Origin of the sequence: Microtetraspora niveoalba (assembly GCF_001570405.1) — a bacterium.
GTDB classification, from domain to species: Bacteria; Actinomycetota; Actinomycetes; order Streptosporangiales; family Streptosporangiaceae; genus Microtetraspora; species Microtetraspora niveoalba.
This window is the reverse complement of the sequence record NZ_BBYM01000002.1, coordinates 51,887-78,620: the sequence shown is the minus strand read 5'-3', so window position 1 is coordinate 78,620 and position 26,734 is coordinate 51,887. Positions and strand designations below refer to the sequence as shown.

Below are 26,734 nucleotides of genomic sequence, written 5' to 3'. Positions count from 1 at the left end.
GGTCAGGCCCGCGGGGCCTCGAAGTGGAGCGTCCGGTACCAGATCGCGCTCAGCGTCTCGATCGCGGTCTCGTCGTCGGGCGGCTCCACGTTCGCGTCGCCGCCCGCGGCCATCCACGTCCAGCAGAAGGACTCGAGCAGCGAGACGATCGCGGACGCGAGCGTGCTCTGATCGAGGCCGACCCGGTACCCGTCCTTCTCGGCGTGCTTGATCCCCGCGAGCACCGCCCGGATGCCGGCCGCCCGGTTCTCCCGCCAGCGATCGGCGAAGACCGGGTCGGTCATCGACATCTGGAAGACGCCCACCATCTCCGCGAGGTACTTGCGGTAGGTGGTCCAGTACGCCCGCACGGCCCCGCGTATCCCTTCGAGGGGGTCGTCGGTCTGGCTCTTCAGGGACTCCTCGAGAACCTCCGCCGAGAACTGCTCGAGGAGCGCTTCGAGCAGCTCCTCCTTGTTCTCGTAGTAGTTGTAGAAGGACCCTGGCGACTTGCCGGCAGCCTGCGCGATGTCCGAGATCTTCGCGTTGAAGTACCCCTTCTCGGCGAAGACCTGCCGGGCGGCTTCCAAGAACGCGGCCTCGGTGCGCCGTCCCTTCGGCGTGGCTGGCATGGCCCGCTTCCTCCGTCTCTCATCTACTGGCGAACCGTCTACTGCCGCGTGTCGGCGGACCCGAGTCTAGATGTTCATGCACCGGGTTCTGTTCTCCTCTCACAACCATTGACTAAAACTGAATTTAGCATCAGGATTCTGGTGGTGTGAGGGTGTGCACGAACCGAGGAGTTGCACGATGGCGATGATGACGGGTGGCGAGTATCTGGCCTCGCTCAACGACGGCAGGCGGATCTTCGCGGACGGGGAGGAGGTCAAGGACCTCGCGACCCACCCGCAGTTCGCCACGGCGCTCGACCTGGTGGCCGGGGGGTACGAGCGGCATCACCGCCCCGGAGACGACGCCCGCGGGCCGTACTTCATGATCCCCCGCAGCCGCGAGGAGCTGAAGGACCTGCTGGACCTGCTGCTGGGCTGGGACATGGTGACCGTGACCACCTCGCAGGGCCTGCTCGCGCTGCTCACCGCCGCCGCGCGGATCCGCCCGAAGAGCGAGGAGTACGCCCGGCGGATCGAGGACTACTTCGCGTACTGCCGGGACAACGACCTGCGCTGCGTGCAGGCGATCACCGACGCCAAGGGGGACCGCATGCGGCCCCCGGGCGGGCAGGACGACCCCGACAGCTACACGCGGATCGTCGAGCGGCGGCCGGACGGCATCGTCGTACGAGGGGCGAAGCTGCACATCTCCTCGGCGGCGGTGAGCCACGAGCTGGTGGTGATGCCGACCAAGAAGATGAAGCCGGGTGAGGAGGACTGGGCGGTCGCCTGCGCCATCCCGGTGAACACCCCGGGCGTCAAGATCGTGAACACGAACTACGCGCCTCGCGAGCGGGTGGCGGACTTCCCGGTCAGCTCCCGGCACAACATGCCCGAGGGCTTCGTCATCCTCGACGACGTCTTCGTCCCGAACGAGCGGGTGTTCCTCGCCGGTGAGACCGAGCACTCCGCGACGTTCGCGCACTCGCTCGGGCTCTGGGAGCGCCTGGGCGGGACCGCGCACCTGGCCGAGTACGGCGACACGCTGGTGGGCCTGGCGCAGCTCGTCGCCGAGGCGAACGGCACCGAGCGGGTCCCGCACATCCGCGAGAAGATCGCCGAAATGATCATCTACGCGACGCTCGTGCGGGCCGGCCTGGAGGCCGCCATCGCGAACGCCGAGGCGAGTCCGGAGGGCTGGTACTTCCCGAGCGAGCTGTTCACCAACGCGGCCAAGCACTACGGCGCGGCCGAGTTCAGCCTGATGGTCCGGCACCTGCACGACATCGGAGGCGGCTCCATCGTCACCGCCCCCTCGATCGCGGACGTCGAGCACGACGAGGTCGGGCCCTTCATCAAGAAGTACATGGCGGGCAAGGACACGGGCGACGGCGAGTACCGCACCCGCCTGTTCCACGCGATCCGCGACTTCACGGCCGACGCCTACGGTGGCTGGCAGCTGGTCACCATGATCCAGTCCGGGGGCGGCCTCTTCGCCCAGCGGCTCGTCGCGCGCAAGCACTACCCGATGGACGACGCCAAGGCGCTGGCCCTCAAGCTGGCCGGGATCTCGAAGGACTGAGGGGACCGCACCGTGAACAACCCGAGCGCTCCTCCCAGCCCGGAGGCGTTCCGCGAGGAGGCGGGCGCGTTCCTGCGATCGATCGCCGGCGAGTACGCCGCCGCGGACGCCCGAGCGGCCGACCGGCGCGAATCCGACCGCATCGCCGCGGTCGAGGAGCTGGGGGAGGGGCATGAGCTGCAGGTCGAGCAGGCCCGGCGACTGCAGGCCCGGCTGTTCGACGCCGGATACGCCTGGCCGAGCGGCCCGCCCGACTGCGGCGGGCGCGGCCTGACCCGGGAGCACGACCAGGTCGTCGACGATCTGCTGGCCGAGCTGGGACTCCCGTCCAGGGAGGTGCTGTTCGTCGGGCTGCGCATCGTGGCCCCCGCGATCGACCGGCACGGCTCCCCGTCGCTCCGGTCGCGGACGCTGCCCGCGCTCATGCGCGCGGACATCATCGGCTGCCAGCTCTTCTCCGAGCCGAGCGCCGGATCCGACCTGGCCGGCGTCGCCACGCGGGCCGTCCGGGACGGCGACGACTGGATCCTCACCGGCCAGAAGGTGTGGACCTCCATGGGGCACCTCGCCGACGTCGGCGAGGCCCTGGTCCGTACGGACCCCGACGTGCCCAAGCACGAGGGGCTGACCATGTTCCTGGTGGACATGCGCGCGCCGGGGGTGACCGTGCGGCCCATCCGCCAGATGACCGGCGGGGCCGCCTTCAACGAGGTCTTCCTCGACGGCGTGCGTGTTCCCGACGCGGACCGCATCGGAGCGGTGGGGGAGGGCTGGCGGGTCGCCGCCACCAGCCTGGGCAGCGAGCGCAACTCCATGAGCGGCGACGACGGCCCGGTCAGCCCGTACGTGCTGCGGCGGCTGGCCGCCCTGGTCACGCGGCTGGACGCGGTCGCCGACCCGGCGCACCGCCAGGAGATCGCGCGGACCGTGGCCTCGATCATCGCGATGCGGGCCGCGGCCGAGCTCCCGGACGCGTCCTGGAGCCACAGCCTGGGGCCCGTGTCGGGTTCCGTGCTCAAGCTGCTCATGACGAGGGCGGTCGACCGGATAGCCGGGCTCGCGGGCTCGGTCCTGGGCGAGCGCGCCTTCACCGACGACGGCGGGTGGGACACCTACGCGTGGTCGGAGTTCGTGCTCGGAGCGCCCGCCCTGCACATCGCGGGCGGCACGGACGAGATCCAGCTCAACATCATCGCCCAGCGCGGCCTCGGCCTGCCCCGTCCGCCCAGGCCCGCCGGCCGCGAAACGACACGGAAGTAGAGGACACTGCAGTGGAATCCTTCGTTCAACTGCGCAAGGGACGCACGCCGCGCCAGGTCCACCGCGATCTCGACGGGCTCAAGGACGACGAGATGGGCAGGTCCGGGTTCACCGGACGCACCGCCCACCTCTACCGTCGCAACGATCCGACCGCATACCGCGCCGAGGGCCCCCTGAGCCCGCTGGACGTCCAGACGTGCGACCTCGAGCCCGGCGACCTGCACGACCCGGAAGGCGGGCCGATGCCGCTGTTCGGCAACGAGGACTGCCGCGTCTCACTCAGCCGGCGGCGGGCGGCCGCGCCCTTCTACGAGCGCAACGTCGACGGGGACGAGCTCTGGTTCGTCCACCGGGGGCACGGGCACTTCGAGACGGAGTTCGGCCGCCTCCCCTACCGCCCCGGCGACTACGTCTACCTGCCCAAGTCCACGACGTACCGGCAGGTGCCGGAGGACGACGGGCACCTGCTCCTCATCGAGGCGACCGAGGAGTTCCGGGTCCCCCCGGCGGGCGTGCTCGGCAGGCACTTCCCCTACGACTCCTCGCTCGTCACGGTTCCCGAGGCGGAGGCGTTCGAGGAGCCGGTGCTCGATGAGTACGAGGTCCGCCTCCGCCACGCCGGCGGGCGGACGTCGCTGTTCTACCCGCATCACCCGCTCGACGCGGAGGGCTGGAAGGGCGACAACTTCCCGTTCACGTTCAACATCGAGGACTACGACGTGATCACGTCGGAGAGCGTCCACCTGCCGCCGACGGTCCACCTGTTCATGCAGGCCACCGGCGTGTACGTGATGCACTTCCTGCCCCGCCCGGCGGAGGCGGCCCGCGGCGCGGAGCGCATGCCCTGGTACCACCGCAACGTCGACTACGACGAGGTCGCCTTCTACCACGGCGGCAGCGTCTTCGGCGTGGACATGCCGTCGGGCCTGATCTCCCACGCCCCGCAGGGTGTGCACCACGGGGTGCCCGAACGCGCGCGCGAACGTTCGCGGAGACGGCACGACGTCGACACCCGGGTCGAGTGGAAGGTCATCTCGATCGACACCCGGCGCCGCATGGTGGCCAGCGAGGCGCTGCTGGCCGCCGCCCGGGCCGAGGTCTCCGCGGAGGCGCAGGCATGACCGCCGCCGCCCGCTTCGAGTACGAGCGCATCCCCTACCTGGTGTTGTTCCGCGACGAATCCGCCTACCGCGACACGTACGGCGGCGTCGGGGAGGACGTCGTCCTGGAGAGCTACCTGCTCCGGCCGAAGAACATCCCGTCCGACACCGTCATCCTCTTCATGCACCCGATCGGGGGCGGCGCCTACCTGCCGATGACCAACGCCCTGCCCAGGGCCGGGCACCACGTCATCTACTGCAACAGCCGATACCGCGGCGTGGACAGCGCGCTCATCATGGAGAAGGTGGTCCAGGACCTCGGCGCCTGCGTCCGCGACGCCCGCGAACGGCTCGGCTACCGCAACGTCATTCTCGCGGGCTGGAGCGGGGGCGGCTCCCTGTCCCTGTACTACCAGCAGCAGGCCCAGTCGCCCACCGTCACCCGCACCCCGGCGGGCGAGCCGCCGGACCTCACCGCGCTCGACCTCCAGCCCGCCGACGGGGTCATGCTGCTGGCGGCGCACGTCAGCCGGCACGGCACGCTCACCGAGTGGCTGGACGCGTCGATCCTGGACGAGAACGACCCCGGCAGGCGCGACCCCGAGCTCGACCTGTACGACCCGGCGAACCCGAACCGGCCGCCGTACACCCCGGAGTTCGTCGCCCGATACCGGGAGGCGCAGATCGCCAGGAACCGGCGGATCACCGCCTGGGTCAAGGACACGCTGGAGGACCTGCGCTCGTCCGGTCGCGGGCTGGAGGAGCGCGGCTTCGTCACCCACGGCACGATGGCCGACCCGCGCTGGCTGGACCCCACCCTGGACCCCAACGACCGGGTGCCGGGCACCTGCTACCTGGGCGACCCCAGGATCGTGAACATGGGCCCGGTCGGCCTGGCCCGCTTCAGCACGCTGCGGAGCTGGCTGTCGCAGTGGAGCTACGACGACGCGCACGCCGACGGCGTCCGCTGCGCGGCCGACCTGCGGGTGCCCACGCTGGTCATCGGCAACTCGGCCGACGACGCGTGCACGCCGAGCCACACCGATCGTCTGTACGACGCGGTCGGCCATCCGGACAAGACCCTCCACACGGTCCAGGGCGCCACGCACTACTACTCCGGTAGGAGCCAGCGCCCCCAGCTCGCCGAAGCGGTGGGCGTGATCACTGACTGGATGGCGGAGCGAGGCTGGGCGGGATCGTTGTGACGGAACACCAGAACTGGCCGGTACACACCATCGACATGGCCGTGCGCGAGCACGCCCGGACGCGCCCGGACGCGCTCGCGGTCGTGAGCCCGCGGCTGTCCCTGACCTGGCGCGAGCTCGACGAGGCCGCGGACCGCTGTGCCGGGCACCTGGCCGGTCACGGCGTCGGGCCGGGGGCGCGCGTCGGATGGCTGGGAGGCAACGACGCGGCCTTCCCGGCCGTACTCCTCGCCACCTGGCGCAGGCGCGCGTCCCTGGTGGGGCTGAACTGGCGGCTCCCCGACGCCGGCCAGCGCGCGGCGATCGAGGCCGTGGGGCTGACGCACCTGGTCTCCGGCCCCGGGCTCGCCGAGCGCGGAGCGGCGATCGCGTCCGGACTGGCCGCGCATTCGGCGGTCGGGGAGCGGCTGTGGCCGGACGACGCGCCGGGCGAGGTCCTCGAACCCGAGCCCGGCGACGAGGCCATCGTCTTCTTCACCTCGGGATCGACCGGCGTGCCCAAGGCGGTCCCGCTGACCCGGATCGCCAACGAGCTGGGCGTGGCCAACCGCACGGTGCACCGGTTCGGACCCGAGTCGCGACAGCTGATCGTGCCGCCGGTGTTCCACCTCGCCGGTGCGACCTGGGTCCAGTACGGGCTGCGGTACGGCACCACCCAGGTCTACATCGCCGAGGCCGGACCGGCGGCGATCACGGCCGCGTTCGCCGAGCACGGCATCACGCACGCGGTGCTCGTGCCCACCCTGATCCGGGCGGTCGTCGACCACCTGAAGGAGCACCCGAGGAAGCTCCCCGAGCTGCGGCACATCGCCTACGGCGCGGCCCCGATCACGATGAGCCTGCTGAAGGAGGCCATCGACGTGCTGGGCTGCGAGCTCTGCCAGATCTACGGCATGACCGAGGCGGGCAGCCCGGTCACCTGCCTTCCGCCGGAGGACCACCGGCCCGATCCGGAGCACGCCGGCCGGCTGTCGTCGGCGGGCCGGCTCACCGCCGGCGTCGAGGTGAGCGTGCGCGAGCCGGGCGGCGGCGCCGAGGTGCCGCCGGGAGCCTCCGGCGAGCTGCACTTCCGCTCCCCGTTCATGATGCGCGGCTACATCGGCGGGGGCGACGCGACCCGGGAGGTCCTGGTCGGCGGCTGGCTCAACACCCGCGACGTCGGGCACGTCGACGCGGACGGTTACGTGTACGTCGAGGGCCGGTCCGACCACATGATCGTGACCGGTGGGATGAACGTCCACCCGGGCGAGGTGGAGAACGTCATCGACCAGATGCCCGAGGTCCTGGAGTGCGCCGTGTACGGCGCGGCGGACGAGCTGTGGGGGCGGCGGGTGTGCGCCGTCGTGGTCTGCCGCGACGACGGCCTGACGGAGCAGGCCGTCAAGGACCACTGCAGGAGACACCTGCCCGGATACAAGGTGCCCAAGACCGTGAGATTCCTGTCCGCGCTGCCGAGGACGGCGACGGGAAAGGTCGTCCGGGCCAAGCTCGACGACGGCGCAGGGGAGGCGGGCGCGTGAGCGACGATCTGCTGAGTCCCGACGAGGTCAGGTCGGCGGTGCGGTCGTACTTCGCGGACCACCCGGGGCTGGACGAGGCCCGGTCGCTCCGCGACGGCGCCCCGGACGGCGATGAGCCGGGTTTCGACCGCGGGCGCTGGCGCACCCTCGCCGAAGAGGTCGGCCTGGTCGGCATGGCGGCCCCCGAGGAGGCCGACGGGCTGGGCCTCGGACTGGAGCACGTGGTCGCGGCGGCCGAGGAGGCGGCGGCCTGCCTGTACCCGGGGCCACTGCGCGCCTCGGTGCTCGCGGCCTGGGCGCTCGGCCTGGGCGGCCCGCTGAGCGAGGACCTGCTCGGCCACGCGGCGGGGCTGCTGTCCGGCGCGGTGGTCGTCGGCATGCCGCAGGCGTTCGCGTCGCAGGAGCCCGGGCCGGTGCTGGACCCGGAGGGCCGGGTGTCCGGCACGGTGCGGCACGTCACCCACGGCATGACCGCGGACGCGCTGCTCGCGGTCGCCGCCGGGCCGCGGGGTCCCGCCGTCGTCCTGGTGCCGCTCGCGCCGGACGCGGACGGACGCGCCCGGGTCACCCGCCGTCCGGTCAGGTCCGTCGACCTCACCGCGCGGCTGGGCGACCTCCACCTCGACGCGGCTCCGGCCGTGCCGATGACGGCGCCCGGCGACACCGCGGCGGTCGCCCGCCTCGGCGACGTCGCCCGGCTGCTGCTCGCCGCCGAGCAGGTCGGCGGTGCCCAGGGTTGTCTCGGCCACATGGTCGAGTACGCGAAGATCCGCAGCCAGTTCGGCCAGGTGATCGGCGCCTACCAGGCGATCCAGCACCGCTGCGCCGAGGTCGCCGTCGCCGTCACGGCGGCGCGGGCGCTCGTGCTCGCCGCCGCCGGGGCGACCGACGCGGGCGACCACGAGCAGGCGCACCGCATCGTCCTGCTGGCCAAGGCCGAGGCGTCCGAGGCGTTCGCCGCCGCGGCCGACACCCTCGTCCAGGTGCACGGGGGGGTCGGGTTCACCTGGGAGCACGACGCCCACCTGTACTTCCGGCGGGCGAGGGCGGCCGCGGCGCTCGACGGGCGGCCGGCGCGGTTGCGGGACGCCGCGGCGGCGGCCGGCTGCCTCTCGCTGCTCACCGGAGCGGCGGAATCCCGGCGGACGACCGAAGGAGGACAGTGAGAGTGTCGCGACCCTACCGGGTGGTGCAGTGGGCCACCGGCGCCATCGGCCGGGTCACCGGCCGCCACGTGATCGACCGGCCCGGCCTGGAACTGGTCGGCCTGCTGACCTACAGCGACGACAAGGCCGGCCGCGACGCCGGAGAGATCCTGAGGCGGCGGCCGATCGGCGTGACCGCGACCAAGGACATCGAGGACATCCTCGCCCTGGACGCCGACGTCGTCCTGCACACCCCGCTCAACGGGGAGTCGCCCGGCCAGCATGTGGACGACCTGGTCCGGCTGCTGCGCTCGGGCAAGAACGTCATCACGACGGTCGCCTTCACCTACCCGTGGCCGATCACTCCCGGCGGCACCGGCAAGGCGGAGCCGGAGCACACCGCCAGGCTGCGGCGGGCCGCCGTCGAAGGAGGCGCCACGCTGTTCGGCACCGGCGTGAACCCGGGACTGATCACCGAGCGCCTGGCGGTCGCCGCCACCACCATGTGCACCGACGTCAAGCACATCCACTTCCGCGAGGTCTACGACTGCTCGCCGGTCATCTCGCCGGGATTCATTTACGAGTTGTGCGGATTCGGGATGACCCCGGAGCGGTTCAAGGAGGCGACCGCGGGCCGCGCGGCGTTCTTCACCGAGCTCTTCGGCGAGATCACCGGGTACGTGTCGCACGCCCTGAACGTGGAGTTCACCTCGGTCGAGGAGGACCACGAGATCGCGGTGGCCAAGGAGGACGTGCGCATCGTCGTGGGCACGATCCCCAAAGGCACCGTCTCCTGCGCCCGCTGGCGCTGGCACGCCAACACGGAGGCCGGCCGGTTCCTGACCATCCAGATGGACTGGCGGGCCGACGACGACCAGCCGGACTTCCAGGGCGAGGACGGCTGGACGATCACGATCGACGGCGCGCCCAGGCTCAGGATCCAGGTCGGCCTGGACGATCCCGAGGGCTATCCGGACAAGTCCAAGGCGATGCAGTACGCGGTGGCCGGACCGGTCGTCCGGGCGATCGAGGAGGTGTGCGCGGCGGCCCCGGGGATCCTGGTGCTCCCCACGTTCGCGCCGTGGCGCCCCGCGCCCCTGCCGCGCTGACCGGCCCGCGGTCGGCCGGTGCTTTTCCGTTATCCGACGCCTGCCGTCAAAGCCTTGTCCGCCGCAAGAAGCTGAGGATAAAGTCAGTTTCAGAAATCTCCCTCACACTCTGTTTCCGGGACGTGTGTCCCGCGGAAGGGTGGGCTCCCACATGAAGAAGCAACTGGCGGTCATGGCCGCCGCTCTGGGATTGGGCCTGGTCTCGGCCTGCGGCGGCGGCTCGGGGGGCGGGGCCGCGACCACGGGGTCCGCCGCGGACGGCGTGCTGAAGTTCGGCGCCGTCCTGGCGGGCACGACCCTGGACCCGGACCTCATCCCCGTACGGCAGATGGTGGTCTACACCCAGCCGCTGTACGACTCGCTCACCTATCTCGCGCCGGATCACAGCATCCAGCCGATGCTCGCCACGAAGTGGGAGGCCGGTGAGGACGACAAGGGCCCGTACCTGGACATGACCCTGCGCGAGGGGCTGACCTTCCCCGACGGGACCCCGTTCACCACCAAGACGGTCATCGCCAACGTGCGCCGCTCGCAGACGCTCAAGCAGAGCACCAACGCCGCCGAGCTGGCCGGCGTGACCGTCGAGGAGTCCGGGCCGTCGACGGTGCGGTTCCGCCACGAGGCCGGCGTGGGGGACCTCCCGCGCACGCTCGCCGGACCCTCCGGGATGATGATCTCGGACAAGGCCGTCGCCGACGGCATGGACCTGACCCGGCAGTCCGCGGGCATCGGACCCTTCACCCTGCAGACCGTGCAGCCCAACCGGGTCGTCTACAAGAAGAACCCGGCGTACTGGGACCCCGAGGCCGCGGCCACCGAGACGTTGGAGCTCACCTACCTGACCGACGACGCGAAGCTGAACGCCATCCGCACCGGCGACCTGGACGTCACGGTCGTCCCGGAGCAGATGGCCAAGGCCGCGCAGGACGCCGGCTACAAGGTGGACCGCGCCTACGGCACGGAGAACTTCTCCTTCTCCTTCAACACGCGGACGAAACCGTTCGACGACCCCCGCGTCCGCGAAGCCGTCAACCTGGCGGTGGACCGCGAGGCGGTCTGCGCGGGGCTGTTCCAGGGGCAGTGCGAGCCGACCGGCCAGTTCTTCGCGGCCGGCACCACCCAGTACGACAAGGACCTCGGCCTCAATGCGGTGCCGTACGACCTGGAGAAGGCCAAGAAGCTGGTCCAGGAAGCCGGGGCGGCGGGCGCGAACGTGGAGATCGTCACGGTCGCAGGCAACCAGATCATGGAGCAGCTCGCGTCCGTGGTGCAGGAGCAGATGAACACCATCGGCCTGAAGGCCGCCGTCAGCCCGGTCGCGCCACCCCAGGTGGTCGGCAAGTTCACCGCCGAGAAGAGTGTCGCGATGGCGGTGGGCGCCAGCGGCAACACCTTCGATCCCTCCGCCACCGTCGCCCGCTACGTCCTGCCGGAGGGGCTGTACAACCCCGGCGGCTACACCAACGACGAGGTCGTGAAGCTGGCCGCGGAGGCCGTCCGGGAGACCGACCAGGCCAAGCGCGACGAGATCTACAAGAAGCTCTCGGCCGCCGTGATGGACGGATTCCAGATGGTGCCCGTCCTGAGCGTCAAGACCAGCTACGCGGTGTCGCCCGCGGTCACCGGATGGCGGAACCCCTGGTCCCAGGCCTTCCCGACGTTCCGCGGCGTCAAGGGCTGAGCGGATGCGCCGGATGCCCGGCGGGAGTCGTCCGGTCCGCCGGACGGCTCCCACCGATTCCCGAAGGTCCCCCCGATGCTCACACTGATCCTCCGGCAGGCCGCGCTGCGGGCCCTCGCCGCCGTCCCGACCCTCGTCGTCGTCACCGCCTGCACCTACGTCATGCTCTTCGCCATCGGCGATCCGGCCGCCGTGGTCGCCGGCGAGTCCGCCACCCCCCAGCAGGTGGCGCAGGTCCGCCACAGCCTGGGACTGGACCGGCCCGTCATCGCGCAGTACCTCGACTGGCTGGGGAACGCGGTCCGGGGCGACTTCGGAGCGTCCCTGCACAACAGGGGGACGGTACTGGACCTGATCGGCCAGTACCTGCCGCCGACGCTCCTGCTGTCCTTCCTCGCGCTGACGGCGGCGGTCCTCGCCTCCGTCCTGATGGGCAGCGCCGTCGGGTCGCGGCCCGGCGGGCCGGTGGACCGCGGCCTGGGCGCCGTCGCGGTGCTCGGCATCGCGGTCCCCAACTTCCTCGTCGGCTACGTGCTCATCCTGGTGTTCTCGCTGTGGTTCCGGTGGTTCCCCGCGGGCGGCTACCGGGATCCGGCCGAGGTGGGCTGGGCGACCGCGCTGCAGTTCCTGACACTGCCGGCCGCGTCGCTGGCGCTGGGCCTGATGTGCGTCCAGATGCGCACCTTCCGGGCCTCGCTCATCAAGGAGTACGAGGGCGACTACGTCCGCACCGCGCGCATGAAGGGCGTCTCACCGGGCGGCGTCTTCTTCCGGCACGTCGCCCGCAACGCCGCCGCGCCCTGGGTCACCGTCATCGGCCTGGAGGTCGGCGTGCTCATCACCGGCGCGCTGCTCGTGGAGTCGGTGTTCGCGATCCCGGGCATCGGCACCCTGACCCTGGAAGCCGTCCAGGGCCAGGACTTCCCCGTCGTGCAGGCGCTGGTCGCGTTGTGCGCCCTGGTCATCCTGGCGGCCAACCTGGTCACCGATCTCATCGCGCTCTGGCTCAATCCCGCATCGAGGGGGCTGTCATGACCGAGGTGGTGGCCACCGGACGGCCCCGCTCCACCGGGATACTCGCCGGCCTGGGCGTCACCCGGGCGCTCGCCCTCGGGTTCGTGCTCGTCTGCCTCGCCGTGGCCGTGGCGGTGCCGTTCCTCCCGCTCGGCGAGCCCAACCGGCAGCACCTCGGCGACACCCTGGCCTCGTACTCGGCCGAGCACCTGCTCGGCACCGACCAGTTGGGACGCGATCTGCTCGCGCGGCTGCTGTGGGGCACGCGCACGTCGCTGTTCGCCGCGCTGACGGCGATCGCCGTCGCCACCGCCGTCGGCCTTCCCTTCGGGATGCTGGCCGGGTACCGCCGGGGCTGGGTCGAGGCGGCCACCGGACGGGTCGCGGACGTGATCCTGACGGTCCCCGCGCTGGTGCTGCTGCTCACCGTGCACGCCGCGCTCCGGTCGGGGATCACCGGGCAGATGGTGACGCTGGGGGTGGTCTTCGCACCGCGGATCTACCGGGTGGTGCGCACGGAGACCGTCAAGGTCGCCACCCTGCCGTACCTGATGGCGGGCCGGATGTCGGGCTGCTCCCACACCCGGATCCTGCTGCGCTACCTGCTTCCCGGGATCAGGGCCCAGTCGCTCGTCCAGGTGAGCTACCTGCTGGGGCTCTCCCTCCTGATCGAGGCCGGCATCAGCTTCCTGGGAGTCGGCGTCGAGTCCCCGAACGCGAGCCTCGGCACCATGCTCTCGGGCGCGGCGGCCATGCTGGCCTCCGCCCCCCGGGTCGTGCTCATCCCGGCGGCCGTGCTGTCCCTGCTGATCCTCAGCCTGAACGTGATCGGTGACATCGAGAGCAAGGGGGAACGCCGTGGCTGACGCGCAGGCCGTGCTCAGGGTGACCGGCCTCACCGTCGAGCTGGACCGCCAAGGGGGGAGCACGCCGCTCGTCACGGACGTCTCCTTCGCGATCGGGCGCGGCGAGATGGTGGGCATGGTCGGCGAGTCCGGCTCCGGCAAGAGCCTGACCGCATCCGCCGTCGCGGGGGTGCTGCCGCGCGGCGTACGGCCGGCCGGCGGCGCCATCGAGGTCGACGGCGCGGTCGACGGCGGGGCGACCGGCCCGGCCACGCGTCGCGCCGCGCGCCGCGGAGTGGCGATGGTCTTCCAGAACCCCATGACGAGCCTGAATCCCTCGATGCGGGTGGGGGACCAGGTGGCCGAGGCGATCCGGTTGCGCAGGCCCGGGACGTCCCGGCGCGAAGCCCGGCGCGCGGCGGTGGAGGCGCTGGACCGCGTCGAGATCACCCGGCCCGCCGAGCGGGCCCGCCAGTACCCGTTCGAGTTCTCCGGCGGCATGCGGCAGCGGGTGATGATCGCCATCGCGATCGCCGGCGAACCGTCCGTCCTCGTGGCGGACGAGCCCACCACCGCCCTGGACGTGACCGTGCAGCGCGGGGTGATGGACCTCCTCGACCGGCTCCGCCTCGATCTGGGGCTCGCCGTGCTGTTCGTGTCCCACGATCTCGCGCTGGTCGGCGAGCGCTGCGACCGGCTGCTGGTGATGTACGCCGGGGAACTGGTGGAGTCGGGCGTGACGGCGGACGTGCTGCGGCGGCCGTCCCACCCGTACGTGCGGGCGTTGCAGCAGTGCACCCCGGAGCACGCGCTGGCGGTCGGCGCGCTGCGTCCGCTGCCGGGGCGGGTGCCGCAGGCGGGTGAGGTGCGGTCGGGATGCCGGTTCACGCCGCGGTGCGCACTGCGCACCGAGGAGTGCGAGCGGGATCACCCGGCGCTGGAGACGCGGGGGAGCGGGCATCTCGTCCGTTGCCACCACGCGCGCGGATCGGAGGAGTAGGGGCGATGGCGGAGCTGCTCGTCGAGGTCGAGTCGGTGACCAAGACCTACCGGCTCGGGGGACGCCTGGCACGCAAGCCGCCGACCGTCGCGGTCGGCGGCGTCAGCGTGGCGATCGCCGCGGGTGAGTCCGTCGGCGTGGTCGGCGAGTCGGGATCGGGTAAGTCCACGCTCGCCGGCATCATCTGCGGGCTCGTGCGGCCGGATTCGGGATCGGTGCGGGTCGCCGGCCGGGAGGTGTACGCGCGCCGCGGGCTGGACCGGACCATCTGGAGGACGGTCCAGATGGTCTTCCAGGATCCGTACACCTCGTTGAACCCGGCGATGACCGTCGCGGAGATCGTGGCCGAGCCGTCGCGCCTGTGGCACGGCATGGACCGGAGGGAGGCGGACCGGCGCGCGCTGGAACTGCTGGACCGGGTGGGACTGTCGGCGGGAGCGGCGCAAAGCAGGCCGGACAGCCTGTCCGGCGGGCAGCGGCAGCGCGCCTCGATCGCCCGCGCGCTGGCCGTCTCCCCGTCCCTGGTCGTGCTGGACGAGTCGGTGTCGGCCCTCGACGTCTCCGTGCAGGCGCAGATCCTCCAGCTTCTGCTCGACCTCAGACGCGAGAACGACCTCGCGTACATGCTGATCAGCCACGACATCAGCGTCATCCGGCTCGTCTGCGACCGGATCCTCGTCATGAACGGGGGTGAGGTGGTGGAGGAGCTGCTGTCGGCCGGCCTGACGGAGGAGGCGGCCCGGCATCCCTACACGCGCCGCCTGCTGTCGGCCGTTCCCACGATGGCCGTCGACCGGCAGGGATGACGGAGCCGGGCACTCCCGCGCCAGTGCTCTCAGGGGGCTCCGGCCCCGCGTGGGGGAGGCTCGGTCGTGCGCCGTCCGGTCCGTGCGCCGTCCGGTCCGGCCGCTCATGCCCGGGGCCGGAACCCGCTCGGGCCCCGGGCATGAGGCCGGTCAGCCCATCGCCGTCGGGCGGAGCCGCGGTTCGCGCGCGGGGGCGAGACTCGCGTGGAGGTCGGCCACGAGTGCGGCGCGCACATCGGCCGCAGCCGGGTCGTCCCACCGGTTGACCCACTGGTGCGGGTCCTCCTCCAGGTTGTAGAGCTCACCCTCGCCGCCGTCGTAGACGATCTCCCGATCCGGCGGGACCATGCCGAAGCTCGCGTACCGCTCCGCCTTCGGCATGCCGTACTCGCGATCGGTGGGCTCGTACGCGGTGCACAGCCAGCCGTCCTTCACGATCGTCCTGAGCCGGTAACCGGTGTCGAGCTGGCTGTCCCACTCGATGACCGCCCGATCCCGGCCCGACCCCTTCTCGGTGGGCAGCGGGGCGCCCTGCATCCACTCCGGGACGGGGACGCCGGCGATCTCGCAGAACGTCGGCGCCAGGTCGACCTGCCCCACCGGATCGGGCACCACGGCGGCGGGTGTCCCCGCCGACCTGGCCGGGCGCCAGATCAGGGGCAGCCGCAGCAGTGCGTCGACGTGGTAGGGCCCCTTGAACAGCAGCCCCAGATCCCCTTGGAACTCGCCGTGATCGGTCGTGACGAGGACGTCCGTGTCGTCGCCCCATCCGCGCCGCTCGATCGTGTCGAGTACACGTCCGAACGCCTCGTCCAGCATCTCGTTCTTCGCGTGGATCACGGCGTTGATCTCGCGGATCTGGTCGTGGGTCAGCTTCGCCGGGACGAAGTCGCCGGGAGCGCCGTCGATGTTGGGGACCGACCCGTCGTACCAGGCGAGCCAGTGCTCCGGCCGACCGGCCAGGATCTCGCGGATGCGCTCGTCGGAGCCCGGGTGCCCGGCGGGAAGGTCCAGATCGCGCCAGTCCACCCGCCCGGCCTCCGAGGCCGGCAGGTCCCAGGGGTGGTGCGGGTCAGGGAAGCTCATCCAGCAGAACCAGTCGTCGTCGTCGGACAACGAGTCCAGCCACGCGATCACCCGGTCGGCCACCCAGTCGGTGTGGTAGTGCTCGCGGGGGATCGGGTTGGGCGCGACGGCCGGGGCGCCCGTCTCCCCGCCGGGGGCGCTCGCGAAGGTCCGGAGGAAGCCGCCGGTCTCGTCGGGGTGCTCGTTCCGCAGCCAGTTCGCGTAGTGCGAGGCGCCGAAGGTGCCGTGGCCGGCGAAATCCACGTACTCGAACCCGCGATAGGGCCCGTGCTCGTCGGCCAGGGCGAGCCGGTTCTGCTCGTAGCGGCCGGTGGGGTCGGCGATCGGCTCGAAGTGGACCTTGCCGATGAGCGCGGTGCGGTAGCCGGCGTCGTTCAGCACCCGGGCGACGCTGGGCGCGTCCTCCGGCAGCGGGACTCCGTTGGCGATCACGCCGTGCGTCCGCGGGTACTGTCCGGTGAGGATGCTGGACCGCGCGGGGCTGCACACCGCGTTCGCGCAGTAGGCCCGTTCGTACCGGACGCCCTCCGCGGCGAGTCCGTCGGTCACCGGAGTCCGGGCGATCCTCCCTCCGTTGCACCCGTACGCGTCGTAGCGCTGCTGGTCGGTCGTGATGAACAGAATCTTGCGACCCATACGTGCCGTCCTCCGGTCTACGCCGACGCGACCGCCCGCGGGCGTGCTCCGCGGAGGCGTGGGCGAAAACTGATCCTAATGTCAGAATCATAAACATCGCCTCCGGGCCATGACCAGCCGCTTCCGGCAGGGGGATCGGGAGCCGCGTCAGGACGTGTCCAGCCGGGCCGCGCGGGTCAGCAGGTAGCGGCGCTCGGGGAGACTGGTCGTGAGCCGGGCCGCGGTGCGGTACTCCGCGATCGCGCCCGCCGTCTCGCCGGCCTGCTCGAGCAGGTGGCCGCGCACCGCGTGCGGCCGGTGGTGGCCGGCCATCCGCCGGTCGCCGGCCACCGTCTCCAGCACGGCCAGCCCAGCCGCGGGGCCGCTCAGCATCGCCACCGCCACGGCGCGGTTCAACGTGACCACCGGGTTGTCGGCGAGCCGGTCGAGCACCTGGTACAGGGCGACGATCTGCGCCCAGTCGGTGTCCTCGAACCGCTCCGCCTCGGCGTGCACGGCGGCGATCGCGGCCTGCAACTGGTAGGGCCCCGGCCGCCTGCGCGGCAACGCGTCGGTCAGCAACGCGATCCCTTCGTCGATCAACGCCCGGTCCCACCGGCCGCGGTCCTGCTCCGCGAGCGGGACCAGTTCGCCGTCCGGGCCGGTGCGCGCCGGGCGGCGGGCGTCGGTGAGCAGCATCTCGGCGAGCAACCCGCTCACCTCGGGCACATCGGGCCGCAACCGGTGCACCATCCGGGCCAGGCGGATCGCCTCGGCGCACAACTCGCCCCGGTGCAGCGAATCACCCGCCGTGGCCGTGTGGCCCTCGGTGAAGATGAGGTACACCACGTGCAGGACGACGTCGAGGCGGCGTGCGAGGTCGCGCTCGTCGGGCATCCGGAACCGGCCGCCCGCTTCCAGAACGCGTTTCTTGGCGCGGCTGATCCGCTGCGCGAGCGTCGCCTCGGGCAGCAGGAGCGCGCGGGCGATCTCCGCGGTGGTCAGGCCGCCGACGGCCCGAAGGGTGAGCGCGACCTGCGCCGGCGGATTCAGCGCGGGGTGGCAGCACAGGAACAGCAGCAGCAGGGTGTCGTCGGCGTCCCCGGTCGGCGGCACGTCGGCCGCCGGGGACAGCAGGTCGGACGGCAGCGCGCGGAACGCCTCCTCCTGCTCTCGCCGGCGGCGGGCCTGTTCGCTGCGCAGCAGGTCGGTCATGCGTCGGGTGGCGACGGTGGTCAGCCAGCCCGGCGGGTTGTCCGGCAGGCCCTGGCCCGGCCACTGGGTCGCGGCCGCGAGCAGCGCCTCCTGAACGGCCTCCTCGGCGAGGTCGAAGTGGCCGTACCGGCGGGTGAGCGCGGCGAGGACCCGCGGCGCGAGCTCGCGCAGCAGGTCCTCCATCCGCCGGAGTCCGCTCACATCTCCCGGCCGGCGTCGTCCATGACCGGCCGCAGCTCCACCCGGCTCCGCACGATCGCGGCGAATCGCGCGGCCAGCTCGACCGCGCGGTCGTGCGAGGCCACGTCGATGATCCCGAACCCGGCGAGCACCTCCTTGGCCTCGGCATGCGGTCCGTCCGAGGCGACGGGCCGCCCGTCCCGGATCTCCACCGTCATGGTGTGCGAGGGGTCCGCCAGCCCGAAGCCGGTGACCATCTCGCCGGAGGCCGCGAGGTCGGCGTAGAACGCCGACATGGCGCGGAAGTGCTCGGCGACCTCCTCCTGGGACCAGGTCGCCTCCTCGGCGCCGAGGCCCAGCGTGTCCCACGCGGACGCGTCGCCGAAAGTCATGATCATGTACTTCATCGGGCCGGCTCCTCCACTCGCGTCATGTTCGACTCGTAGCCTCCGCCCGGCCACTGCCAGGCGCCGGTGTTGCGCACGCCGTCGGCGTCGAACCTGCCGACGAACCTGGCCGGGGAGTCGACGTCGCCGTACCAGATCGTCAGGGTGTCGCCGGCCAGCTCGTAAACGTACTCCAGGAGCTCGCCGTTGTCGCCGAAGTAGTGCGAGCGCAGCCGCCCGCTCTCGGCATGGAAGCCGATGTACTCGACGCCGCGGGTGGCCTCGCCGTCGTGGACGAGCTCGACGTGCTGCACCAGGAAGCCGCCGCCGTCCGTCCACGCGTAGCGGACCGTCCCCGAGAGACCGGGTCCGTCGATGGCCCAGGTGCCGATGAGCGGCTCGAGCGTGCGCAGGGTGTTCGTCGTCGTGCTCATGGTGTTCTCCCTCTGATGTGAAGACCGTCGCCGTGCTTTCACCTCCTCTGTCGGAGACGTACGGGCGGTCTCGACAACCGAGCCGAGATTTCTTTTCGCCGCGCGGCGACAGGGCCGGCGACACCCTAGGCGGCCGCGGCACGGTCGCCGGGCCCCGGCTCCTCGCCGGCGGGCGGACCGGGGGCGCCCCGCCTGCCGGGGAACCCGCGCCCGGGCGGGGCGAAAGCCGCGATCAGCGCGGTGAGCAGGGGCGATCCGGCGGCGAGGGCGGCGATCGACGGCCACGGGACGCCGAAGTCCGGGCGGGGGACGGGGTCCCAGTCGATCGAGGCGGTCATGGGCCAGACGAGCAACAGGCCGATCAGACATCCGGCGGCCACGCCCAGCACCGTGCCGCAGGCGGCGCGGAAGGCCGCGCGGGACGCGATGAGAGCGCGGACCGGCGAGCCGGCGCCGGCCCTCAGCAACACGCGGCGTGACCGCGAACCGGGCGGGGCCGGCCAGGCGGCGACCAGCGCGCCGCCGAGGGCGAGCGCGGCCGTCGCCGCGGCGAACGGGATCCATCCGGTCCGGGCCTGGAAACCCCGTTCGGCGTAGACGGCCGCGTCGTCACCGAGCCGATCGGAGAGCGGTCGCGGCAGCCGTCCGGCGTGCCGCTCGGCCGCCCGCAACAGCCATGGGACGAACGGGCCCAGTCCGAGAAGCAGCGTCAGGCCGCCCAGCACGCCCGCCAGGGAGGTCATGGCCGAGCCGAAGTCGTCATAGTGGACGTCCTCACGGGTGGCGAGCGCGGTGAGCGCCATCACCGCCGTTCCGGCGGCGCAGAGTCCCGCTCCCAGAGCCAGATGACGGAGGGAGACCGGCGACCGGCGGTCGCGAGGGGCTGAATTCGCCGCCCATGCCACCGAGCCGCACAGGAACCCCAGCGGGATGGCGAATATCACCGATAACGCCCAATCCACCTCGGTCATGCGCGTGATGGTAGGTCAGTTCGACACCGTCCGCCCGGGTTCCCGGAGAGGTTCTCAGGAGGAGTTCAAGTACGCGTCGATCGCGAGGGGCCCCGATCCCGCGAGCGTCGGCGGGGATCCGGTCGACGTGCAGGCTCTGGCGCCGGTGGAAGGATGGCGCCGACAAGCTGTCAGGCCACGCTCTCACATATCCACCGTTCAAGGCGATTCGGCAAGCCGCCAGCGCGACCGACTGTCGTAAGCGTTACCAGGACCTACGGAGTGCCCGCCCCGAACTCGGTCTGCCGCCCGCTGGAAGCGCGAAAGCAGTGGACGACGCGCTGACTGCCTGGGAACGGGCGCACCCGGACGATCTCGAAGGGGTGGAACTCGCCGCGGATACTCACTTCTTCGGGTTCGCCGGTCAAGCGAAGATGACGGGGCTCTTCGACTACGTGTTCGTCAGCGCCGACCTGCGCGCAGGGGAGGAGGGCCGCGACTCCAAGGGGTCCATCATCGGCCGCATCCTCGATCAAGCCATCAAACGTAGCCAGGCGGAGCCGAGATCGCCGACCTCCAGATGCTGGTCAACGCGAGCCGTGAGAGTGACCCAATACGGCGCGGAATTACCGATCGCCCACCACGCGGCTATCGGACCCGAACGGCGGACCCGATGGCTCCCGTCAGGCGGCGGGAGGGGGGAGCAGGCCGCGCACCAGCGCCCGTATCCCCTTGTCGTAGGTGTCGCGGGCCGTCAGCTCCTCCCACTGTGCGCCGAGCGCGGCCAGGCGCGGGAGCCGGGCGGCGTCGAGGTTTTCGAAGACCTCGCTCCGATGCGTCGGCCGGTCGTCCTCGCGCCGGCGCGCGGCGGCCGCCCGCGCGGTGATCTCGCCCGCCGTGTAGTGCCAGATGATCCGGTACACGTCCACGGCCTCCTCCGGAGTGAGGCCGGCGAGGACGGACGCGTCGATGATCTCCTCCGGGTACCACAGGGCGCGGACCGACATCAGGTCGTCGGCCCTGAGCACCTCGATGATCCAGGGCACCCCCATGAGCGCCCCGCGCATGGCGACGGCGGCGGCCACGACGCGCTCGCCCGGGGCCGCCCCGGCAGGCGGCTCCGGGCGCGGCACGCCGGCCGCGTAGTCGTCGAGGAGCATGAGGAGCAGCTCGTCCTTGTCGCGCACGTGGTGGTAGAGGGCCATCGGCGTCGTGCCCACCTCGCGGGCGAGCCTGCGCATGGTCAGGGCTTGCGTGCCCTCCGACCCGATGACGCGGTGCGCCGCGGCGAGGATGTCCGTCTTCGAGATTCTCGGGGGTCGTCCCGTACGCGTCGGCATCCTGCCATGCTACTTTCTATACATGTATAAAAAGTCTCCCTGGACAGCCGTGTGCGTGCTCGCGTTCGGCGTGGCCGTCGGCACCCTGCAGATGACGGCGGTGGTGCCGATGCTCCCCACGCTGCAACGTGAGCTCCACGCGCCGCTGACCTCCACCTCCTGGGCCCTGACCGCCTCATTGCTCTCCGGAGCGATCTCCATCCCCCTCCTGTCGCGCCTCGGCGACCTGTACGGGAGGCGGCCCATGGCCATGGCCTCCCTCGGTCTCCTGGTCGCGGGGTCGATCGCCGCCGCGCTGGCGACCACGCTCGCCGGAGTCATCGCCGGCCGGGTGCTCCAGGGAATGGCCGCGCCCCTGCTCCCCCTGGCCATGGGCATCGCCCGGCAGGAGGTGCCCCGTGACCGGCTGCCCACGGCGATCGGACTACTGAGCGCCATGATGGGCGTCGGCAGCGGGGGCGGCATGATCCTCGCGGGGCTGGCCGGAGGCGGCTACCAGGCGTTGTTCTGGATCCTGGCGGGGCTCGCGGTCCTGGGGCTGGCCCTCGTCGCCCTGTTCGTCCGCGAGCCCGTCCGCCCGCGGACCGGCGGGCGCCCCGACTTCGCGGGCGCGGCTCTGGTGTCCGCCTGGCTGATCTGCCTGCTCCTGGCCATCAGCAAGGGAACGGCCTGGGGCTGGACGTCGGCGCCCACCGTGGGGCTGCTGGCGGCGGGCGCCGTGCTGTTCGCGGCCTGGGTGGTGTCGGCCCGGCGCGCCGCGTCGCCGCTCATCGAGATCCCGATGCTGCTGCACCGGGGGACCGTCGGAGCGACCGTGGCCTCGCTGCTGCTGGGGTTCGCCCTGTTCGGCGCCATCACCACGCTGTCGTCCGTGGCCCAGGCCGCGCTCGGCGCCTCGGTGCTCCAGGTCGGCCTGTACCTGTCGCCGACAGCGCTGCTGATGCTCGCGGTCTCGCTGCTCGCGGGCCGGCTGATGCGCCGGTTCACCGCGTCGTCGCTTGTCGGCGTCGGATCGTCGGCGGTGGCCGTCGCGACGCTCTGGCTGGCCGTCTCGCACGGGTCGGCGGCCGATCTGTACGGTGCGGCGACCGTCCTGGGCCTGGGCGTCGGCCTCGGGTACGCGGCACTCGGCACGATGGCGGTCGAGCACGTCGAGCCGGCCAAGACGGCGGCGGCGGGAGGCGTGAACGCGCTGGTCAGGGTCGCCGGAAGCAGTGTGTCGGGCGCGGTGACGGCGGTGGTGCTGGCGAACGCGGGGGCGGGATGGAGTTTCGCCGCCTCGGCGATCGCGGCCCTGGTCTCGGCGGTCTTCGCCTTCGCGCACGGCGCGCTCGGCCGCACGCCGGTCTTCGTACAAGGGGAGACGGCGTGACCGGCGGCGGGAACACGCCCGATGAGCGCACCGTCGCCTGGGGCGACGAGCTCGTGAAGCTGCACGCCGCGTTCCGGCGCGACCTCGCTGAGCTGCGCGGCGGGTCGATGCGCGCTCCCGACCTGCGGGAGCACTGCCTGACGTTCTGCGAGGCCCTGCACGCCCACCACACCGGTGAGGACGACGTGCTCTTCCCGCATCTAGACGGCCTGCATCCCGAGCTGACCGCCGTCCTCGACCGGTTGAGGGAGGAGCACCGGGTGGTGGGCCGGCTACTGGCCCGGATCCGGGCCCTCGCCGGAGCGGGCGGGCGAACGGAGATCGGGGCCGAGCTGGACCGGCTCGCCGGCGAGCTTGAGGCACACCTCGACTACGAGGAGGAGCAGCTCGTGCCCCTTCTCAACGCGATGACCGACATGCCGGAGAACCTCTAGCGGCCTCGTCGTCCGGCCTTCCGCACGGAAGCGGGAGGCGGTCCGGAGGCGAATGAACGATCGGTGACACGGACCGCGCGGGTCACCCCCGCCCGGTTCGGCGTCCGCCGCGCCGGAGGCCACCCGGCCATGCCGTGCGTCACGTCGGCGCACGTCCGGCACGTGGTCAGTCGAGCCAGCCCAGCCGCGTGGCGCGTACCCCGGCCTGGAAGCGGCTGCCCGCTCCGAGCATCGCCGTGAGCTCGCCCACGAGACGGGTCACCGTACGCGTCGAGACGCCCAGGCTGCGAGCGATGGCGTCGTCCTTGGCGCCGGCGGCAAGCAGGCGCAGCACGGCCCGCTGCTGCACGGTGAGAGACGCGCCGTCCGCCGATCGCGGGACGTCGACCAGCTCGGACGCGTTCATCCAGCAGAACTCGTAAAGCGCCGCGAGGGACCTGACCACGTCACTTCCGCGGATCAGCACCGCGCCGCCGCCCAGATCCTCCGGGTCGGCCTGGACGATCGCGACCTGCCGGTCGTAGATGAGCATCCGCGTCGGGATCATCGGCGCGACCCGGACCTCCATGCCCCCGTCCCTGCGCGCCCGCAGCCGGTCGCGGACCAGCGGGTTGGACAGCATCACTTGGGCGTACAGACTGCGCACCCGCATGCCTTGGCCGATGCGGTGTTTGGTCCTGGCGTCGCCGGCGTCCAGCGTCTCCCGCGTCCAGTTCGCCGCCGGATGCATCGCCATGACCTCCGACCGGGCCAGGTCCGCCAGCTCGTCGATCCGGTTGTAGAGCGCCGCCACCCGCTCGCGCTCGTAGAACTCGACCCGGAGGTCGTCGTTCGCGTGGCGCGTGAACCCGAGGTAGTCCCGCGCCAGAGTCGCGACCATCACATGCTGCTCGACCAGCCGGTCCAGTACACGATGGTTGTTCTGCAGGCGGCGGGCCAACGCCGCGGCCGCGTCGACGGTGGTCTCCGTCTCGGTGTCCAGCAGGCCCAGACGCACCAGCTTGTCCCTGATACGAGTGATCTCCTCGGCCGCCAACCCGAGGTCCTCCGCGGCGTCCGCGAGCGACTCGCCCCGCTCGTGCATCCGCGCGTAGAGGGTCTGGGCGGCGTGCTCGTCCTCGGTGTGAGACCCGTCGGTCACCGGCGCCTGCCACTCCCGTTCAGTGTCTAGGAACGCGACAACGATGACAGGGAGCGCGTCTTCCACCAAATCCGGACGGGCGCCGCCGACTGGCTGATTCGCGACATGGCGTTCTTCGGCAACCTCGCCTGCCCCCGTTCGCCTCGGAACTGGGGCAGGCTCTTCAGCGGCGAACTCGATCGAGTCGCCTTCCCCTCCACATCTCGACCGAGGAGATCGGTGTGATCACCATTGCCTACAGTCTGGTCGCCTACCACGTCACGGGCCTGTCCTCCGCCACCTGCGGGCATTGTGTGGCCGCGCTCAAGGCCGACCTCATCCAGGTGCCCGGTGTCGTCGGCGTGGACGTGGATCCCGCCGCCGGGAAGGTCAGCGTGCTCACCAACCGGGCGGTGGAGGAGGAGCTCGTACGCGCGGCGATGGACCTGGCGGGCTGCGAGATCATCGGGGCCACGACGGAGGAGGGTCCGAGGGAGTGAGCTCCCCCCACGCCCTGCCGCGCGCGACCGTCAGCCGGCGACCATGTCGACCAGGCCGGCCAGGCCCTCGTCGCCGTGGCCGCCGGCGAGGCGGCGTTCCATCAGCGTCGTGAACGGGGTCAGCAACTCGGTGCTCACCCCCTGCGCGGCGGCCGTTCCCAGCAGGGTGGAGTTGCCCTGGACCATCATGGCCAGGTTCGAGGTCACCCCCTTGGTGTAGTCGCCGCTCTCCAGGTGCTCGGCCAGCCCGTACGCGTACCCGGCCATGGCCGTGAGCCATTCGGCCAGCAGGGGCGCGAGGTCCCCGGGCGCGACGTCCTCCTTGCGGACCAGCGCGAAAGCGTGCGTCACGCCGGCGAGCATCCCCGTCATGGCGCTCAGCAGCGCCACGTCGTGGAGAGCGGCGAAGCCGGGGTCCTCACCCACGTACCTGGTACCGGCCGGTACGGCCAGCGTGCCCTGGTGGGCGCCGAAAGCGGCCTGCGACCCGCTGTAGAAGACGTAGCCGCCCGACTCCGGGGAGCCGATCATCGGAGGGACCGCCATGATGCCGCCGTCGAGGTAGCGGGCGCCGCGCTTCTCCGCCCACTCCGCGCGGGCCCGGGCCTCGGCGGGCGTGCCGGTGGTCAGGTTGACCACGTCCTTGCCGGTCAGATCGACGCCGTCCAGCGTCTCGCCGACCGAGGCGTCGTCGAGCAGGCAGACCACCACGAGGTCGCTCGCGGCGACCGCCTCCGCGGCCGTACCGGCGACCTTCGCGCCCTCGGCGGCGAGCGGCTCCGCCCGGCCCGGCGTACGGTTCCACACGGTCAGCGGGTGCCCGGCGGCGAGCCAGGCGCGGGCGAGCGCCGCGCCCATGGCGCCGAGTCCGAGAAGGGTGAGACGAGCCTTGTCGAATTCCATGTCAGTCATGCCGATTAGGCTGGCGGCCGGCTCCCGGACGCTCAAGTACGCACTTCGAAGTGCGCGCTTACCCGGGGGTGAGTGAGCAGGCAGAGGGGGCGGGACATGGCGATCGGCCGGAGGCCGGGGGCGTACGTCTGCGGGATCGACGCGGCGATGGACGTGATCGGCGGCAAGTGGAAGGTGCTCATCCTGTGGGAGCTCGACGAGCGCCCGTGCCGCTTCGGGGAGCTGCGCCGGCTGCTTCCCGGGGTGACCGAGAAGGTGCTCGCCTCGCACCTGCGGGAGATGGAGGCGGACGGCATCGTGCACCGGGAGGTGTTCGACGAGGTGCCGCCCCACGTCGAATACTCGCTGACCCCGCTCGGCGCCTCGCTCAACGAGGCGCTGCGGCCCCTGGGCGCGTGGGGGAGGGAGAACGTCCTCGGCGCCGACCATGTCGCCGACGCCGCCGTCTAGCGGTCCCGGCGGTCGCCTCGGCGGTGCGCCCAGTCGTTGGAGCGGCACTGGCCACGGGAGGCGTCAGCCGGGAGGAGCGTGACATCTGGGTGGCCGAGCAGGCGTGGCGGGCCGGTCGAGACCGCATGTTCCTGGCCATGCCGATGTTCCTGGCCGCGGCCCGTCGTCGCTGAAGGGGCGGACCTGGCCGACGCGAACACGATTGCGGTAGCGGGTCAGCGATACGCGCATCTCGTGGGAGAAGACCCGGCTCAGCCGGTACGGCGAGACCTTCAGGAGCCCGGCCAGCGAGCACAGCCCCGCCGCCTCCGGCGCCCGCTCGATGACCGCCTCACGGGCCGCCGCGACCAGTGCCCGGTCGGAGGGCCTCGGCCGGCCGTCCGGAGGCCGTCGCGACGAGACGGAGCGACTCCTCCGTGAGCGCGTAGTCGATGTCGCCGCCGCCGGCGGGGGCGAGCAGACGACGGTGCGCCAGATCGACGCGCGCGTCCACGTACACCGTCATGCCGCCCGCGAGCCCCTCCCAGAGCCAGGGCTCGAAGCGCACCGAGGTGCAGACGTCGCCGCCGGTGGGATGCGCGAACCGCTCCTCCTTACCCGGGGCGCCCAGGTAGGCCACCGTCGAATCCGGATCGGTGTCGGCCCCGTCGGCCCACTGCCGGAACCTGCCGCGCCGTACGAGCACCATCCGGTGGTCGCCGCGCGCCTCCGGCTTGTCGCCGGCCCCCGTTCCCGAACGTGAGAAGTGCCTTTGACGGAGCGCTGACAGGACTTCGGCCCCGCTGCGCTTTCCGCTCAAAGGCACTTTCTTTCACGGTGTGTTCATCAGCAGCAGTGCGCCTGGTCGGCCGAGGCGGACGACGCGACGGCCACCCCGCCGGCC

General features: G+C 72.0%; 27 protein-coding genes. 17 read left to right on the top strand and 10 right to left on the bottom strand.

Annotation, left to right across the window (positions count from 1 at the left end; translation table 11 throughout):
- Nucleotides 1-2: 2 nt before the first annotated feature.
- On the bottom strand, nucleotides 3-611 hold the full coding sequence (locus tag AWQ70_RS00350; RefSeq protein ID WP_067168574.1) for a TetR/AcrR family transcriptional regulator: 609 nt from the start codon (nucleotides 609-611) through the stop codon (nucleotides 3-5).
- Between the two features lie 178 nt (nucleotides 612-789).
- Here AWQ70_RS00350 and AWQ70_RS00345 point away from each other — a divergent pair, with 178 nt between their 5' ends.
- The 12 genes from AWQ70_RS00345 (at nucleotide 790) to AWQ70_RS00290 (ending at nucleotide 14,857) form a co-directional block, all read left to right on the top strand.
- Nucleotides 790-2,172, top strand: a complete 1,383-nt coding sequence (locus AWQ70_RS00345) for a 4-hydroxyphenylacetate 3-hydroxylase N-terminal domain-containing protein (RefSeq protein ID WP_067168572.1) — start codon at nucleotides 790-792, stop codon at nucleotides 2,170-2,172.
- 12 nt (nucleotides 2,173-2,184) lie between these two features.
- Nucleotides 2,185-3,432, top strand: coding sequence for an acyl-CoA dehydrogenase family protein (locus tag AWQ70_RS00340; RefSeq protein ID WP_084516383.1), 1,248 nt, complete (start codon nucleotides 2,185-2,187; stop codon nucleotides 3,430-3,432).
- Between the two features lie 11 nt (nucleotides 3,433-3,443).
- The gene (locus tag AWQ70_RS00335) at nucleotides 3,444-4,553 is read left to right on the top strand and encodes a homogentisate 1,2-dioxygenase (protein ID WP_067168570.1); all 1,110 of its coding nucleotides are present in this window, start codon (nucleotides 3,444-3,446) and stop codon (nucleotides 4,551-4,553) included.
- Nucleotides 4,550-5,737, top strand: a complete 1,188-nt coding sequence (locus AWQ70_RS00330) for an alpha/beta hydrolase (protein ID WP_067168567.1) — start codon at nucleotides 4,550-4,552, stop codon at nucleotides 5,735-5,737. The genes AWQ70_RS00335 and AWQ70_RS00330 overlap by 4 nt, the downstream gene beginning before the upstream one ends.
- Complete coding sequence (locus AWQ70_RS00325; protein WP_245646595.1) at nucleotides 5,734-7,257, top strand: class I adenylate-forming enzyme family protein; 1,524 nt, start codon at nucleotides 5,734-5,736, stop codon at nucleotides 7,255-7,257. The genes AWQ70_RS00330 and AWQ70_RS00325 overlap by 4 nt, the downstream gene beginning before the upstream one ends.
- Entirely contained in the window at nucleotides 7,254-8,423 is a 1,170-nt protein-coding gene (locus tag AWQ70_RS00320; protein ID WP_218004358.1) for an acyl-CoA dehydrogenase family protein, read from the top strand. Before AWQ70_RS00325 ends, AWQ70_RS00320 begins: the two co-directional genes overlap by 4 nt.
- A 2-nt stretch (nucleotides 8,424-8,425) precedes the next feature.
- Nucleotides 8,426-9,511, top strand: a complete 1,086-nt coding sequence (locus tag AWQ70_RS00315; RefSeq protein WP_067168566.1) for an NAD(P)H-dependent amine dehydrogenase family protein — start codon at nucleotides 8,426-8,428, stop codon at nucleotides 9,509-9,511.
- 151 nt (nucleotides 9,512-9,662) lie between these two features.
- Nucleotides 9,663-11,192: an ABC transporter substrate-binding protein gene (locus AWQ70_RS00310; RefSeq protein ID WP_067168564.1), complete on the top strand. Its 1,530-nt coding sequence runs from the start codon at nucleotides 9,663-9,665 to the stop codon at nucleotides 11,190-11,192.
- A gap of 75 nt (nucleotides 11,193-11,267) precedes the next feature.
- A complete protein-coding gene (locus AWQ70_RS00305) occupies nucleotides 11,268-12,227 on the top strand; it encodes an ABC transporter permease (protein WP_067168562.1) in 960 nt (319 codons plus the stop codon).
- Nucleotides 12,224-13,072 (top strand): ABC transporter permease, encoded by an 849-nt coding sequence (locus AWQ70_RS00300; RefSeq protein ID WP_067168560.1) that lies wholly within the window; start codon nucleotides 12,224-12,226, stop codon nucleotides 13,070-13,072. The genes AWQ70_RS00305 and AWQ70_RS00300 overlap by 4 nt, the downstream gene beginning before the upstream one ends.
- Nucleotides 13,065-14,051 carry an ABC transporter ATP-binding protein gene (locus AWQ70_RS00295; protein ID WP_218004357.1) on the top strand — a complete coding sequence of 329 codons (987 nt, stop codon included), beginning with the start codon at nucleotides 13,065-13,067 and terminating at the stop codon, nucleotides 14,049-14,051. Before AWQ70_RS00300 ends, AWQ70_RS00295 begins: the two co-directional genes overlap by 8 nt.
- Before the next feature lie 5 nt (nucleotides 14,052-14,056).
- Nucleotides 14,057-14,857, top strand: coding sequence for an ABC transporter ATP-binding protein (locus AWQ70_RS00290; RefSeq protein WP_067168557.1), 801 nt, complete (start codon nucleotides 14,057-14,059; stop codon nucleotides 14,855-14,857).
- A 150-nt stretch (nucleotides 14,858-15,007) separates the two neighbouring features.
- Here the strand turns inward: AWQ70_RS00290 and AWQ70_RS00285 are convergent, their stop codons facing one another.
- From AWQ70_RS00285 to AWQ70_RS00255, 6 genes are all read right to left on the bottom strand, one after another.
- Nucleotides 15,008-16,579, bottom strand: coding sequence for a sulfatase family protein (locus tag AWQ70_RS00285; RefSeq protein ID WP_067168555.1), 1,572 nt, complete (start codon nucleotides 16,577-16,579; stop codon nucleotides 15,008-15,010).
- A 147-nt stretch (nucleotides 16,580-16,726) separates the two neighbouring features.
- The gene (locus AWQ70_RS00280; protein ID WP_245646594.1) at nucleotides 16,727-17,974 is read right to left on the bottom strand and encodes an RNA polymerase sigma factor; all 1,248 of its coding nucleotides are present in this window, start codon (nucleotides 17,972-17,974) and stop codon (nucleotides 16,727-16,729) included.
- Nucleotides 17,971-18,360, bottom strand: a complete 390-nt coding sequence (locus AWQ70_RS00275; RefSeq protein ID WP_067168551.1) for a YciI family protein — start codon at nucleotides 18,358-18,360, stop codon at nucleotides 17,971-17,973. Before AWQ70_RS00275 ends, AWQ70_RS00280 begins: the two co-directional genes overlap by 4 nt.
- Nucleotides 18,357-18,773, bottom strand: a complete 417-nt coding sequence (locus AWQ70_RS00270; RefSeq protein WP_067168549.1) for a hypothetical protein — start codon at nucleotides 18,771-18,773, stop codon at nucleotides 18,357-18,359. Before AWQ70_RS00270 ends, AWQ70_RS00275 begins: the two co-directional genes overlap by 4 nt.
- Nucleotides 18,774-18,898: 125 nt before the next feature.
- Complete coding sequence (locus AWQ70_RS00265; RefSeq protein ID WP_157529817.1) at nucleotides 18,899-19,744, bottom strand: hypothetical protein; 846 nt, start codon at nucleotides 19,742-19,744, stop codon at nucleotides 18,899-18,901.
- A gap of 662 nt (nucleotides 19,745-20,406) precedes the next feature.
- Nucleotides 20,407-21,063 (bottom strand): helix-turn-helix domain-containing protein, encoded by a 657-nt coding sequence (locus tag AWQ70_RS00255; RefSeq protein WP_067168544.1) that lies wholly within the window; start codon nucleotides 21,061-21,063, stop codon nucleotides 20,407-20,409.
- Nucleotides 21,064-21,085: 22 nt separating this feature from the next.
- On the opposite strand from AWQ70_RS00255, the gene AWQ70_RS00250 reads away from it, so the two are divergent.
- On the top strand, nucleotides 21,086-22,435 hold the full coding sequence (locus AWQ70_RS00250; protein WP_067168542.1) for an MFS transporter: 1,350 nt from the start codon (nucleotides 21,086-21,088) through the stop codon (nucleotides 22,433-22,435).
- Entirely contained in the window at nucleotides 22,432-22,869 is a 438-nt protein-coding gene (locus AWQ70_RS00245) for a hemerythrin domain-containing protein (RefSeq protein WP_067168541.1), read from the top strand. Before AWQ70_RS00250 ends, AWQ70_RS00245 begins: the two co-directional genes overlap by 4 nt.
- Nucleotides 22,870-23,035: 166 nt before the next feature.
- Here the strand turns inward: AWQ70_RS00245 and AWQ70_RS00240 are convergent, their stop codons facing one another.
- On the bottom strand, nucleotides 23,036-24,010 hold the full coding sequence (locus AWQ70_RS00240) for a helix-turn-helix transcriptional regulator (RefSeq protein WP_067168539.1): 975 nt from the start codon (nucleotides 24,008-24,010) through the stop codon (nucleotides 23,036-23,038).
- Nucleotides 24,011-24,231: 221 nt separating this feature from the next.
- On the opposite strand from AWQ70_RS00240, the gene AWQ70_RS00235 reads away from it, so the two are divergent.
- Nucleotides 24,232-24,489 carry a cation transporter gene (locus AWQ70_RS00235; protein WP_084516381.1) on the top strand — a complete coding sequence of 86 codons (258 nt, stop codon included), beginning with the start codon at nucleotides 24,232-24,234 and terminating at the stop codon, nucleotides 24,487-24,489.
- 30 nt (nucleotides 24,490-24,519) lie between these two features.
- Here the strand turns inward: AWQ70_RS00235 and AWQ70_RS00230 are convergent, their stop codons facing one another.
- Entirely contained in the window at nucleotides 24,520-25,401 is an 882-nt protein-coding gene (locus AWQ70_RS00230; protein ID WP_067168537.1) for an NAD(P)-dependent oxidoreductase, read from the bottom strand.
- Nucleotides 25,402-25,497: 96 nt separating this feature from the next.
- On the opposite strand from AWQ70_RS00230, the gene AWQ70_RS00225 reads away from it, so the two are divergent.
- Both AWQ70_RS00225 and AWQ70_RS39725 read left to right on the top strand, forming a co-directional pair.
- On the top strand, nucleotides 25,498-25,851 hold the full coding sequence (locus AWQ70_RS00225; protein WP_067168536.1) for a winged helix-turn-helix transcriptional regulator: 354 nt from the start codon (nucleotides 25,498-25,500) through the stop codon (nucleotides 25,849-25,851).
- 23 nt (nucleotides 25,852-25,874) lie between these two features.
- Nucleotides 25,875-26,024, top strand: a complete 150-nt coding sequence (locus AWQ70_RS39725; protein ID WP_169808596.1) for a hypothetical protein — start codon at nucleotides 25,875-25,877, stop codon at nucleotides 26,022-26,024.
- 158 nt (nucleotides 26,025-26,182) lie between these two features.
- Here the strand turns inward: AWQ70_RS39725 and AWQ70_RS00220 are convergent, their stop codons facing one another.
- Nucleotides 26,183-26,650 carry a hypothetical protein gene (locus AWQ70_RS00220; protein WP_174552351.1) on the bottom strand — a complete coding sequence of 156 codons (468 nt, stop codon included), beginning with the start codon at nucleotides 26,648-26,650 and terminating at the stop codon, nucleotides 26,183-26,185.
- Between the last annotated feature and the right edge of the window lie 84 nt (nucleotides 26,651-26,734).